This window comes from Cryptosporangium phraense, assembly GCF_006912135.1.
GTDB lineage: Bacteria > Actinomycetota > Actinomycetes > Mycobacteriales > Cryptosporangiaceae > Cryptosporangium > Cryptosporangium phraense.
Map to the genome: position 1 here is coordinate 114,845 of NZ_VIRS01000008.1, position 12,099 is coordinate 126,943.

Consider the following 12,099-nt stretch of genomic DNA (forward strand, 5'->3'; position numbering starts at 1 on the left):
TGGGCGTGCTTTCGCGGTATGGCGAGCGACTAACTCCTACGCAGCTTTTTAGAGGAAACCTCCAATCCATGGGGGTACCCGGTGACCCGTCTCACGATTGGCCGTGCATTCGCCCGATCGCGAGCGCCAGCCGCAGGCTGAACGCGTCCCGGGGGTTGGTCGGGACGAGCGTGGTGATCTCCCCGATGCGTCGCAGGCGGTAACGCACGGTATTGGGGTGAACGAACAAGATCCGTGCGGTCGCTTCGAGGGCCCCGCCGCTGTCCAGGTACACCGACAGCGTCTCGACGAGCGTCGGCCCGGCCGCGTCCAGCGGCTTGTAGACGTCGGACACCAACCGGCGGCGGGCCTCGGTGTCGCCGGCCAGCACCCGCTCGGGCAGCAGGTCGGCCGCGGCCACCGGCCGGGGAGCGGCCGGCCAGGCCGCGACCGCGCGCCAGCCGGCCTCGGCGGCCCGGGCCGATTCCGGCGCCCCGGACAGCGCGGGCACCGCGTGCCCGACGACGATCGGGCCCGGCCCGAACTCGGCCAGCAGCGTCTGGGTCGCACGCACCGGGTCGTCGGCGCCGCCGAGGACGGCCACCAGCCGCTGGCCCTGGACGCCGGCCAGCACGTCGAGCCCGGCCCGGCGTCCGGTGTGCACCAGGCTGTCGACGATCTGGTCGGAGTCCATGACCGTGGCCGAGGAAGGCGCCGTCCCGATCACCACCGAGACCGGCGACAGATCCGTCCAGCCCAGGGCGGCGGCGCGGCTGGCCAGCGCGTCGGCCGGATCGCCGCGCAGCAGGGCGTCCACCAGCAGGGCTTGGAGGCGCAGGTCCCACGCGCCGCGGGTCTCGGCCGCCCGGGCGTAGACCTCGGCGGTCGCGAACGCGACCTCGCGGGAGTAGCGGAGGATCGCCTCACGCAGCTCGGACTCCTCGCCCGGCGCGGCGAGCTCTCCGGCCTGCTCCTCGGCCACCTCGACGGTGATCTTCACCATCGCCAGGGCCTGCTGGAGGGTCACCGAGCGGGCCATCTCGCGCGGGGCCGCGCCGAACACGTCGCCGGTCACCTTCGGACGGCTGGCCGGGCTGCGCATCCACTGGACGAGCGAGCCGATGCCGGCCTGGACGACGAGCGTCACCCAGGAGCGCTGATCGGCCGGGAGCGAACGGAACCAGGGGAGCGTGTCGTCCATCCGGGCCACGCTGCGGGTGGCCAGTGCGCCGGACGCGCGCTCGATCCGCCGGAGCGTGGCGGCGAGCGGCGTGGTGGTCACGGGCGAAGCGTGCCATGTCCCGGGCTCGGCGGCGAAATCGGTTACATAGAACAACTATTCAGTAGGGTAGGGGCGTGACCACGGAGAAGCCGCTCGGTGAGGAGCTGTACGTCCGGATCGCCCGCCTGTACCGGCTGGTGTCGACGGACGTCCGGACCGGGCCGAGCGTCGCCCAGGCGCGGACGCTCGCCCGGCTGCTGGCCGACGGTCCGCAGCGGATCAGCGCGCTGGCCGCGGCCGAGCGGATGGCCCAGCCGTCGATGACCGCGCTGGTCGACCGGATGGCCAAGGCCGGCTGGGTCGAGCGCGGGTCGGACCCGACCGACGGCCGGGCCGTCACCGTGACGCTGACCGAGCGGGGAGCGGCCGAGGTCGCGGCCGTCCGCCGGGAGTCCGGCCGGGTGATGGACGAACGCCTCGCCCGCCTCCCGGACGCCGACCGGGACGCGTTGCGGGCCGCGCTGCCTGCCCTGGACGCGCTGCTGGAGACAATCACGGCGTGATGCGTTACGGCGACGACCCCGATCAGGTGGCCGACTTCTACCCGGCCGACGATCCGTCGGCCCTGGTGGTGTTCCTGCACGGCGGGTACTGGCGGGCGGCCTACGACCGGGAGCACGCGCGGCCGCTGGCGGTCGCGCTGGCCGAGGCCGGGTTCGCGGTGCTGCTCGCCGAGTACCGCCGGGTCGGGCGGCCGGGCGGCGGCTACCCGGGCACGTTGCTCGACGTGGCCACGCTGATCGACGTGCTCCCGGACGCGGTCGCGCCCGGGCTGCCGGTGCTGGTCGCCGGCCACTCGGCCGGAGGCCACCTGGCACTCTGGGCCGCCGCCCGCCCGTCCCTCCCGCCGGGCGCCCCCGGCGCGCTCCCCGCACCGGGCTCCGCCGGGGCCGCGGGAGGCCCGCCGGGCTCCGCCCGGGCCGCGCGAGGCCTGGCGGGTGTGCTGGCGCTCGCGCCGGTCGCGGACCTGGCGATGGCCTCGACGCTCGGGCTCAGCAACGGCGCGACCGAGGAGTTCCTCGGCGGGACCCCGGCGGCCGTTCCCGACCGCTACGCGATCGCGGATCCGGCCGCGCTACCGCCGCCGGGCGTCCCGGTGACGATCCTGCACGGCGACGCCGACGACACCGTGCCCCTGGACGTCGCCCGCTCCTACGCCGCCGACGGCCGGGCGTCGCTGCAGGTCCTCGCCGGCTCCGAGCACTTCGGCGTGATCACACCGAGCTCGTCCGACTGGCCCCACGTCGTGGCTGCGCTGAGGGCCCTCACCCGGTAATTCCCGGTGTGTCACATACGTGTAATTACGTCACCAGAGTTCTACTCTGTGCACATGGCGAAGCATCGGGCGATTTGTCCCTCTCTGGTAACGGTGGCGTCGGTGTTGACGCTGTTGCTCGGCGCCGCGGTGATGGCCGAGGTGGCGATCGCGTCGGTGCCCGTCCAGCTGGTCTGGCAGCTGGCGATCGCCTGGGCGGCCTGCTCGATCGCGCTCGGCCTGCGCGAGGGACGCCGCTGGGCGCTCTACGCGGCGGCGCTGCTGGCGGTGGTCAGCCCGGGGCTGGCGCTGGCCGCCGCGGACGCGGTCGGCCCGCTGGCCGCCGCACCGTTCCTGCTGGCCCCGGCCGCGGTCGCGCTCCTCGTCCCGGAGCGTTCGGCGCGCTGGCTGCGAGGCCGCCGACCGGCCACCGGGCGAACCCTCGTCAGCCGCCCGGTGCGGGTCCCGGCCGGCGCGTCGGCCGCGATCGCGGTCCAGAGCGACTACGCGCTCGTGGGCGTCGCTCCGGGTGGCCGCGTGAGCGGATGATCACCTCCCCGGGCTGAGGGTCGGTCGTTCGCGACCGGCCGGGGAGCGAAGAGGCCGGGCAGCGCTCGCGCGCTGCCCGGCTTCGTCGTTCCTAGATGTCCTTCAGGCGCGGGAGAACGCGCTCACAGATCTCGATCGTCCAGGTCGGCGGGTCGTCGGTGGCCCGGTTGCTCACCCAGACCTGCTGGACGCCGACCTTCGCGTACTCGTCCATCGCCCGCAGGAATTCGTCCTCGTCGGCGAGCGGGTCGATCCCGCTGATGATCGTCTTCTCGATCTCGGCCGGGTCGCGCCCGACGTCCGCGCAGTGCTGGTTGAGCACGTCGATCTTGCGGGCCACGGTCTCGACGTCCGGCGCGAACAGGTTGCACAGGTCGCCGTACTGCGCGACGAGCCGGAGCGTCTTCTTCTCGCCCGACCCGCCGATCATCACCGGCGGACCTGGCTGCTGGATCGGCCGGGGCTCGCAGAGCGTCGACTCCAGCTGGTAGTGCGTGCCCTCGAACGGGCCGTCGTCGTCGCTGAACATCTGCCGGGAGATCCGCAGCGTCTCCTCCAGCCGCTCGAACCGCTCGGCCAGCGGCGGGAACGGGACGCCGAGCGACCGGTGCTCCTTCTCGTACCAGGCCGCGCCGATGCCGAACATCGCCCGCCCCTCGGAGAGCACGTCGAGCGTCGCCACGGTCTTGGCCAGCAACCCGGGGTGCCGGTAGGTGACGCCGGTGACCAGCAGGCCCAGCTTGATCCGCCGGGTGATGCCGGCCAGGAAACCCAGCCCGGTGTACCCCTCGAGCATCGGGTCGGTGGCCGGCGCGAAGGCCTCCATCTGGAACCAGTGGTCCATCAGCGTGAACGTGGACGCGCCGCCCTCGTCGGCGGCCTTGGCGGTCGCGGCCAGCAGCGGCGCGATCGCGGTGTTTCCGCCCGGGTAGGTGAAGTTCGGGTAGTGGATCGCAAGTTTCACTGCTCGACCGTACGTCTCCGTGGGGTTCGCCTCGGATAGGCCTTGGCCGTTTCGGCCAGCTGCGTCGCGTGCTCGGCCTGACGGCGCCAGTGGCCGTAGAGTGCCCCGCTCGCGGCCAGCTGATCGATCGTCGTGATCGTCTCGGCGGCGACGAACGCCGGCTCGGCGTCCCGCCAGGGTGTGCCGGGCAGCGGCATGAACGTGTGCGCGTGCACCCGCCCGCCCAGCGCGGCGACCTCCCGGGCCAGCGTCAGCGACGCGTCGGCGTCCGCGGACGACTCCCCGGGCATCCCGAACAGGAAGTCCACGTTGGGCCGGAAGCCGGCCTCGGCGGCGATCCGTACCGCGTCGAGCACCGGCCCGGCCCCGTGCCCCCGTCGCGACGCGGCCAGCATCCGGTCGGAGCCGGACTGGGCCCCGATGATGATGTTGTCGTTGCTCACGTACTTCCGCAGCATCCGCATCGCCTCGGGCGTCACGTGCTCGGGCCGGATCTCGGACGGGAACGAGCCGAAGAACAGCCGCCCGTGCGACGGCAGCTCGGCCCGCACGGTGCCCAGCAGCTCCTCCACCGCGTCGAGGTCGGGCTCCTCGGTCTGGGTGCCGTACGAGAGCGACGTCGGGGTGGTGAACCGGACGTCCTTCATCCCGTCGGCCACCATCGCCCGCACGTGCCAGCGGACGTTCTCGACGCTCCGATGCCGGAACCGGGCCGAGAACATGAACGGCGTCTGGCAGAACTTGCAGGCGTAGATGCAGCCCCGGGTCAGCTCGATCGGCCCGTACTTGTGGTGGCGCAGCGAGAACGAGCCGAACGCGTCGAGTTCGCGGGTGATCGCCGGGCCGGTCCGCAGCGCGACCCCGTCGGAATCGCGCACGGCCAGACCGCGCACGCCGGTCAGCGAATCGCCGGCGTCGACCAGCCGGAGCAGCGTGGTCTCGCCCTCGCCGATCGCGGCCACGTCCCAGCCCGCGTCCAGCACCTGCTGCGGCTCGGCCGTCGCGTGCACGCCCCCGGCGACGTGCAGCACCCGGTCGTCGTCCACCAGCGTCCGGATGGTGGCGAGCTCGACCGCGAGGGCCGGGGCGTCCGGAGAGTAGAAGGACCAGAGGACCAGCACGCGGTCGGCCGTCCGCAGGCCCTCGGCGATCGCCGAGGCGGTCGCCTCCGGCGACGTCGCGAACGCGACGGTGAACGGCGTGTCCGGAGGCTCGGCCTCCAGCGCGCCGAGCAGCGCGTGGTGACCGTAGGTGTTGGCCTTCCGGTACCGCAGGACGAGGGCGACGCTCACCCGCCCATTGTCCCTAAGGGAGGGGAGGCGGCGCGGCTCCGGGGCGCTGGGTGGGGACGACGACGCCGGGCGGCGGGCCCGGGGGCGCGTCCTGGGCCGACGGCGGACGCTCCGGCGCGACGTTCCACGTGACGGTCACCGAGACCGGAGCCCGGGTACCGGGCGACGGTAGGTCGTAGGTGACGTCGACGCGATCCGGACGGCCGGGCGCGCCGCTGCAGACGCACTCGGCGAGCCAGGTACCGGACGGCGTCCGGTCCGGACCGTCCGCCGGGGAGTTGATGGTGACCGTTGTTCCGTCGGGCAGTCGGACCTGATCGGGCACGAGGGATCGCCTCCCTTTTCGGTGGCTGGGGGGAATCGCGCGCTGATCCTGGGTTACCCCCTCGACCAGCCCCTGAATCGAGACCTGTAGGCCCGTGGGCTTACGCCTGCGGGCCGCTGTGCGCGCGCCGGGTCCTGGCTACCGTGGCCGGATGACTGCTTCTCGGCGGGTTGCGGTGATCGTCGGGACGACCGTCGTGCTGGTGTTCGCGCTGGGCTTCACGCTCCCCCGGGGTGGCGGCAGCACCGGCATCGAATATCTCGTCCCGCTCGTCGTGATCTTCGGCGGGGCGCTCTATCTGCTGCGCAACCGGCCGGTGGTCTCGCTGGTCCTGGTGCTGTTCCTGGTCGCGCTCGTCACTCCGCTCAACTACCTCGAGGTCACCGGGTCGGTGAGCCTGCTGGCGATCGGGATTCCGGTCGGTCGGCTCGCCGCGCTGCGCCGCTGGCCGGTGTCCGTCGCGGGGGCCGTAGGCGCCTTCCTGGTCCAGGATCTGCTCGGCGTGGCGTTCTTCGCGCGCGAGTACGGCGACGCGATCAGCGTCAGCACGGTCCTCGCGCTGGTGACGACTTGTGCCTGGACCATCGGGAACACCGTCGGCCAACGGCGGGAGAACGCCGAACTGCGCCGGGCCGAGGAGACCGAGCGGGCGGTGACCGAGGAGCGGCTGCGGATCGCCCGGGAGATGCACGACCTGATCGCGCACAGCCTGGGGGCGATCGCGATCCAGGCCGGGGTCGGACGCCGGGTGATCGACAACCAGCCGGCCGAGGCCCGGAACGCGCTCGACGCGATCGAGTCCACCAGCCGTCAGGCGCTGGCCGAGCTCCGTCGCACGCTGACCGCCTTGCGGCGCTCGGATCCCGAGGGTGTGCCCGCGGCCCCGGCGCCCGGTCTGGCCGATCTCGAGGGGGTCCTCGCCGTTGCTCGCGATTCCGGTGTCCAGGTGGACGTCTCCCGGGCCGGCGACGTGCGGCCGCTGCCGGCGGACCTGGACCTGGCCGCGTTCCGGATCGTCCAGGAGGCGGTGACGAACGTGGTGCGCCACGCGGGAACGGACCGGGCTTCGGTGCGCCTGGAGTACCGGGCGGACGCGCTGGCGATCTCGGTGGTCGACGACGGCGTCGGGAGCGGGGACGCGCCGGGCACCGGCTACGGTCTGGTCGGCATGCGCGAGCGGGTCACGCTGCTCGACGGCGAGTTCGAGGCGGGCCCGCGGCCCGAGGGAGGTTTCCGGGTGTCTGCGCTGGTACCGCTCCCGTGACGATCTCCGTCGTCCTGGCCGACGACCAGCCGCTGATCCGCACCGGCCTGCGCGTGCTGCTCTCCGAGACGCCCGATCTGACGCTCGTCGGCGAGGCCGCGACCGGCGCCGAGGCCGTCGAGCTGGCCGAACGCCTGCGGCCGGACGTCGTCGTGATGGACCTGCGGATGCCGAAGCTCGACGGGATCGAAGCGACCCGCCGGATCACCGCGTCCGTTCCGGACACCCGCGTCCTGGTACTGACGACGTTCGACGACGACGAGTCGGTGTACGGCGCGCTGCGGGCCGGAGCCAGCGGTTTCCTGGTCAAGGACATGGGCCTGGACGACCTGCTGACGGCGATCCGGGTCGTGGCCGACGGGGACGCGCTGATCGCACCGAGCGTGACCCGCAAGCTGGTCGACGCGATGTCCGGCCGGACGGTCGCGCCCGCGTCGTCCGACGGCCTGACCCCGCGGGAACGGGAGGTGCTGACGCTGGTCGGGCGAGGGCTCTCGAACGGCGAGATCGCGACGTCGCTGTTCATCAGCGCGGCCACGGCCAAGGCGCACGTGGCCCGGCTGCTGACGAAACTGGACGCCCGGGACCGCGTGCAACTGGTGATCCTGGCCTACCGGTTCGGGCTCGTCAGCCCGGGGGATTAAGCCCGCTGACCAGTACCTTTGTCGTCCTGAGCCCGATGTGGACGGACCCCTGTCTTCGGCAGTTTCGTCGGCATGGCAAAAGTGGTGCTGGGCTTCCAATTGGCGTTGGTCGGGCTGTTCGCGTTCTTGTGGAACCCGCTGGACTTCTTCATCTACCGGCTCGGCGGGCAGGTCGTGGGGGATGGAACCCGGCTGTACCTGGAGCAGCAGGCCGCGCACTGGTTCACGTACACGCCGTTCGCCGTCGTGTCGTTCATCCCGCTCTCGTGGGTGCCGCTGGTGCCGGCCCGGGTGCTGTGGGAGCTGGCGTCGGTGGGGGCGTTCGCGGTGGCCTGCCGGGGATTACCGCGGTGGGTGCTGGTCGGCGGGCTGTGCCTCGAGCCGGTGTGGCACTCGCTGTTCCTCGGCCAGATCAACCTGATCCTGCTGGCGCTGGTGGTGATCGACTTCCGGCGGACCGGCCGGTTCTCCGGGGTGGGCGTCGGGATCGCGGCGGCGATCAAGCTGACGCCGGGGATCTTCGTGGTGCTGCTGCTGGCCGCCGGGCGGGTGCGGGCGGCCGTGGTCGCCGGGGCCACGTTCGCGGCCGCTACCGCGGTCGGGTTCCTCGTCGCGCCGGAGGCGTCGGTCGTGTACTGGCGGGACACGTTCTACGACACGACCCGGGTCGGGGTGCCGTACGTCAGCAACCAGTCGCCGTACGGGGCGCTGGTGCGCGTGTTCGGCTCGGTCGGGGAGTGGTACCTGGTGGTTCCGCTGGTGCTCGGGGTGGCGGGGGTGCTCGTGGCCGCGGTGTACGCGCGGCGGGGGGATCGGCTGGGGGCGCTGGCGGCCGGCGGGCTGACGAGCCTGCTGGTGTCGCCGATCTCGTGGAGCCACCACTGGGTGTGGGCGCTGCCGGCGCTGGTGGTGCTCTGGCGGGACGGTCGTCGGCGCGGGGCCGTCCTGGCCGGGGTGGTGTTCGCGCTGGCCCCGATGTGGGCGACCCGGCTGGTGGAACGGCCCGGTTCGCTGTGGGGGCTGGTGCCGTACCTGGTGATCGGGGATACGTACCTGCTGGTGGGGTTGGCGCTGCTCGGCGTGCTGGGGTGGACAGCACTGCGCCCCGGCACCGCTGGGGGTACCGGGGCGCTGCTACCGCTCGGTCAGGAGGCTCCGCCGGACTCGCCGGGGGGAGCCGCCGTCACGTCGTCGATGCGGTACTTGGCCACGGCGTCCGCGGCCACCGACGCCTCGATCTCGCCCCGCTGGGCCAGGGCCCGCAGGGTCGCCACCGCGATCGACTCGGCGTCGACCTTGAAGTGGCGGCGCAGGGCGTGGCGGGTGTCGGAGGCCCCGAAACCGTCGGTGCCCAGCGACGTGTAGTCGCCCGGTACCCAGCGCGAGATCTGGTCGGGCACCTGACGCATCCAGTCACTCGACGCGATGACCGGGCCCTCGGCGTCCGCGAGCTGGGCGGTCACCCACGGCGTGCGCGGCTCGGCGTCCGGATGGAGCAGTGCGTCGGCGTCGGCCGCGACGGCGTCGCGCCGGAGCTCGGTCCAGGACGTCACCGACCACACGTCGGCCGCGACGTTCCAGTCTTCGGCCAGCAGCTCCTGGGCCCGCAGGGCCCAGGGCAGGGCCACGCCGGAGGCGAGCAGCTGCGCGCGCCGCGCGCCCTCGGCCGTACGCGGAGCCTCCGCGTACTTGTACATGCCCTTGAGGATGCCCTCCTCGGACACGTGCTCCGGCATGGCCGGCATGACCATCGGCTCGTTGTAGACGGTCAGGTAGTAGTAGATGTTCTCCGGGTTCTCGCCGTACATCCGGCGCAGCCCGTCCTCGGTGATGACCGCGACCTCGTACGCGTACGCCGGGTCGTACGAGACGACCGCCGGGTTCGTCGCCGCGAGCAGCAGGGAGTGGCCGTCCTCGTGCTGGAGGCCCTCGCCGTTGAGCGTGGTGCGCCCGGCGGTGGCGCCGAGCACGAACCCGCGGCCCAGCTGGTCGGCGACGGCCCAGAAGCCGTCGCCGGTGCGCTGGAAGCCGAACATCGAGTAGAAGATGTAGATCGGGATCATCGGCTCGCCCTGGGTGGCGTACGACGTCGCCACCGCCGTGAACGACGCCACCGAGCCGGCCTCGTTGATGCCCTCGTGCAGGATCTGGCCCTGCTCGGACTCCTTGTAGGCGAGCATCAGTTCCCGGTCGACCGACGTGTACTGCTGGCCGTGCGGCGAGTAGATCTTCGCGGTCGGGAACAGCGAGTCCATACCGAACGTCCGGGCCTCGTCCGGGATGATCGGCACGAAGCGGTGGCCGATGTTCTTGTCCCGCATGAGGTCCTTGAGCTGCCGGACGAACGCCATCGTGGTGGCGATCTTCTGCTTGCCCGAGCCCTTCTTCAGCTGGGCGTACATGTCCTTGCCGGGCAGCGCGAGCGGCTTGCTGCGGTCGACCCGGCGGGGGATCGCGCCACCGAGCTGGCGGCGACGTTCCATCAGGTACTGGTACTCGTCCGAATCCTGGCCGGGGTGGTAGTACGGCGGCAGGTACTTGTCGAGCTTGTCGTCCGGGATGTCGAGGAAGAGCCGGTCGCGGAATTCCTTGAGGTCTTCCTCGGTCAGCTTCTTCATCTGGTGGGTCGCGTTGCGGGCCTCGAAGTGGCTGCCCAGCGTCCAGCCCTTGATCGTCTTGGCCAGGATCACGGTCGGCTGGCCGGTGTGCTCGGTCGCGGCCTTGTAGGCGGCGTAGAGCTTCCGGTAGTCGTGGCCACCGCGCTTGAGGTTCCAGATCTCGTCGTCGCTCAGGTGCTCGACCATCTTGCGCGTGCGCGGGTCGCGTCCGAAGAAGTGCTCGCGGACGAACGCGCCGGACTCGGCCTTGTAGGTCTGGTAGTCACCGTCGGGCGTGGTGTTCATCAGGTTCACCAGCGCGCCCTGGGTGTCCGCGGCCAGCAGCGGGTCCCACTCGCGGCCCCAGACGACCTTGATGACGTTCCAGCCGGCGCCGCGGAAGAACGACTCCAGCTCCTGGATGACCTTGCCGTTGCCGCGGACCGGACCGTCGAGGCGCTGCAGGTTGCAGTTGATGACGAACGTCAGGTTGTCGAGCTCCTCGCGGGCGGCGACGCCGATCGCGCCGAGCGACTCGACCTCGTCCATCTCGCCGTCGCCGAGGAACGCCCAGACGTGCTGCTGGCTCGTGTCCTTGATGCCCCGCGAGTGCAGGTACCGGTTGAACCGGGCCTGGTAGATCGCGTTGATCGGGCCGAGGCCCATCGAGACGGTCGGGAACTCCCAGAAGTCCGGCATCAGCCGCGGGTGCGGGTAGCTCGAGAGGCCACCGCCCTGGTGGGAGAACTCCTGCCGGAAGCCGTCCATCTGGTGCTCGTTCAGGCGGCCCTCGAGGTACGCCCGCGCGTACATGCCGGGGGAGGCGTGCCCCTGGAAGAAGATCTGGTCGCCGCCGCCCGGGTCGTCGTGGCCGCGGAAGAAGTGGTTGAAGCCCACCTCGTACAGGCTCGCGCTCGACGCGTAGGTGGAGATGTGGCCGCCGACCCCGATCCCCGGGCGCTGGGCGCGGTGGACCATGATCGCGGCGTTCCAGCGCATGTACGCGCGGAGGCGGCGCTCGATGTGCTCGTCGCCGGGGAACCAGGGCTCGCGCTCCGGCGGAATCGAGTTGATGTAGTCCGTGCTCCGCAGGGCCGGGACGCCGACCTGCATCTCCCGGGCCCGCTCCAGCAGGCGCAGCATGATGTACCGGGCCCGCTGGCGACCGGCGTTGTCGATCACTGCATCGAGCGATTCGAGCCACTCGGACGTCTCGCCGGGATCGATGTCCGGGAGCTGACTGGGTAGCCCGTCGCTGATCACCGGGAGCCGTTCGCGTGAGTTCGCCACGTCGATCCTTCACACTCGTCGGTGGGTGGGGTCCGGTCGATCACGGTCGGCGACCGGCCGAGGCCTCTTTCGCTGTACCGATCCATCCTGCCCCCTGTTGTGGGGGAAGGTTAGGGTCGGGGGACCGTTACTGGCGGGTAGTGTCCACCCTCTGCCTCGGCGGCAGACGCGACCGGCAGGATAGAACACGTGGACAGCGAGATCATCACCGTCCGTACCGGGTCCCAGCCGGTCGTGGTCGACCTGACGTCGCAGGCGTCGTCGTTTCTCCGTGGCCGGGGCGACGGGCTGCTGCACGTCTTCGTGCCGCACGCGACCGCCGGTATCGCGGTGCTGGAGACCGGCGCGGGCAGCGACGACGACCTGCTGGCGGCCCTGGCCGACCTGCTGCCGGCCGACGACCGGTGGAAGCACCGGCACGGGTCGCGGGGCCACGGGCGCTCGCACGTGATGCCCGCTCTCGTTCCGCCGTACGCGACGCTGCCGGTGATCGGCGGGCAGCTGGCGCTGGGAACGTGGCAGAGCGTGTGCCTGGTCGACCTGAATGTCGACAACCACGACCGCCAAGTGCGCTTTTCCTTCGTGACCAGCGGGTAAGAATGGTCCGTCAGTACGAATGGGGACGACGCATCGCGGCCAACACTTGCGTTGCGCTGGA

11 protein-coding genes and 1 pseudogene are annotated in these 12,099 nt (G+C 71.9%); 7 read left to right on the forward strand and 5 right to left on the reverse strand.

What is annotated here, in order from left to right; genetic code table 11:
- Window positions 1-91: 91 nt before the first annotated feature.
- The gene (locus FL583_RS13595; RefSeq protein WP_240746674.1) at window positions 92-1,261 is read right to left on the reverse strand and encodes a PucR family transcriptional regulator; all 1,170 of its coding nucleotides are present in this window, start codon (window positions 1,259-1,261) and stop codon (window positions 92-94) included.
- A 74-nt stretch (window positions 1,262-1,335) separates the two neighbouring features.
- On the opposite strand from FL583_RS13595, the gene FL583_RS42440 reads away from it, so the two are divergent.
- From FL583_RS42440 to FL583_RS13610, 3 genes are all read left to right on the forward strand, one after another.
- On the forward strand, window positions 1,336-1,764 hold the full coding sequence (locus FL583_RS42440) for a MarR family winged helix-turn-helix transcriptional regulator (RefSeq protein ID WP_142704979.1): 429 nt from the start codon (window positions 1,336-1,338) through the stop codon (window positions 1,762-1,764).
- The gene (locus FL583_RS13605) at window positions 1,764-2,537 is read left to right on the forward strand and encodes an alpha/beta hydrolase family protein (protein ID WP_142705110.1); all 774 of its coding nucleotides are present in this window, start codon (window positions 1,764-1,766) and stop codon (window positions 2,535-2,537) included. Before FL583_RS42440 ends, FL583_RS13605 begins: the two co-directional genes overlap by 1 nt.
- Window positions 2,538-2,639: 102 nt before the next feature.
- Complete coding sequence (locus FL583_RS13610) at window positions 2,640-3,065, forward strand: hypothetical protein (RefSeq protein WP_142704980.1); 426 nt, start codon at window positions 2,640-2,642, stop codon at window positions 3,063-3,065.
- 91 nt (window positions 3,066-3,156) lie between these two features.
- Here the strand turns inward: FL583_RS13610 and FL583_RS13615 are convergent, their stop codons facing one another.
- From FL583_RS13615 to FL583_RS13625, 3 genes are read right to left on the reverse strand one after another with little or no spacing between them, the layout of a single operon-like run.
- Complete coding sequence (locus tag FL583_RS13615; protein WP_142704981.1) at window positions 3,157-4,029, reverse strand: LLM class F420-dependent oxidoreductase; 873 nt, start codon at window positions 4,027-4,029, stop codon at window positions 3,157-3,159.
- The gene (locus tag FL583_RS13620; protein WP_142704982.1) at window positions 4,026-5,321 is read right to left on the reverse strand and encodes a TIGR04013 family B12-binding domain/radical SAM domain-containing protein; all 1,296 of its coding nucleotides are present in this window, start codon (window positions 5,319-5,321) and stop codon (window positions 4,026-4,028) included. Before FL583_RS13620 ends, FL583_RS13615 begins: the two co-directional genes overlap by 4 nt.
- 13 nt (window positions 5,322-5,334) lie before the next feature.
- Complete coding sequence (locus FL583_RS13625; RefSeq protein ID WP_142704983.1) at window positions 5,335-5,646, reverse strand: hypothetical protein; 312 nt, start codon at window positions 5,644-5,646, stop codon at window positions 5,335-5,337.
- Window positions 5,647-5,797: 151 nt separating this feature from the next.
- Between FL583_RS13625 and FL583_RS13630 the strand changes: the two genes are divergently transcribed.
- From FL583_RS13630 to FL583_RS41650, 3 genes and pseudogenes are all read left to right on the forward strand, one after another.
- A complete protein-coding gene (locus FL583_RS13630; RefSeq protein ID WP_142704984.1) occupies window positions 5,798-6,910 on the forward strand; it encodes a sensor histidine kinase in 1,113 nt (370 codons plus the stop codon).
- Window positions 6,907-7,554 carry a response regulator gene (locus FL583_RS13635; RefSeq protein ID WP_142704985.1) on the forward strand — a complete coding sequence of 216 codons (648 nt, stop codon included), beginning with the start codon at window positions 6,907-6,909 and terminating at the stop codon, window positions 7,552-7,554. The genes FL583_RS13630 and FL583_RS13635 overlap by 4 nt, the downstream gene beginning before the upstream one ends.
- A 72-nt stretch (window positions 7,555-7,626) precedes the next feature.
- A pseudogene (locus FL583_RS41650) lies at window positions 7,627-8,406 on the forward strand (glycosyltransferase family 87 protein); the annotation flags it as partial.
- A gap of 293 nt (window positions 8,407-8,699) precedes the next feature.
- Here FL583_RS41650 and aceE read toward each other — a convergent pair.
- Window positions 8,700-11,441, reverse strand: a complete 2,742-nt coding sequence (aceE, locus tag FL583_RS13645; protein WP_142704987.1) for a pyruvate dehydrogenase (acetyl-transferring), homodimeric type — start codon at window positions 11,439-11,441, stop codon at window positions 8,700-8,702.
- Between the two features lie 189 nt (window positions 11,442-11,630).
- Here aceE and FL583_RS13650 point away from each other — a divergent pair, with 189 nt between their 5' ends.
- A complete protein-coding gene (locus tag FL583_RS13650; protein WP_170323633.1) occupies window positions 11,631-12,038 on the forward strand; it encodes a YjbQ family protein in 408 nt (135 codons plus the stop codon).
- Window positions 12,039-12,099 lie beyond the last annotated feature (61 nt).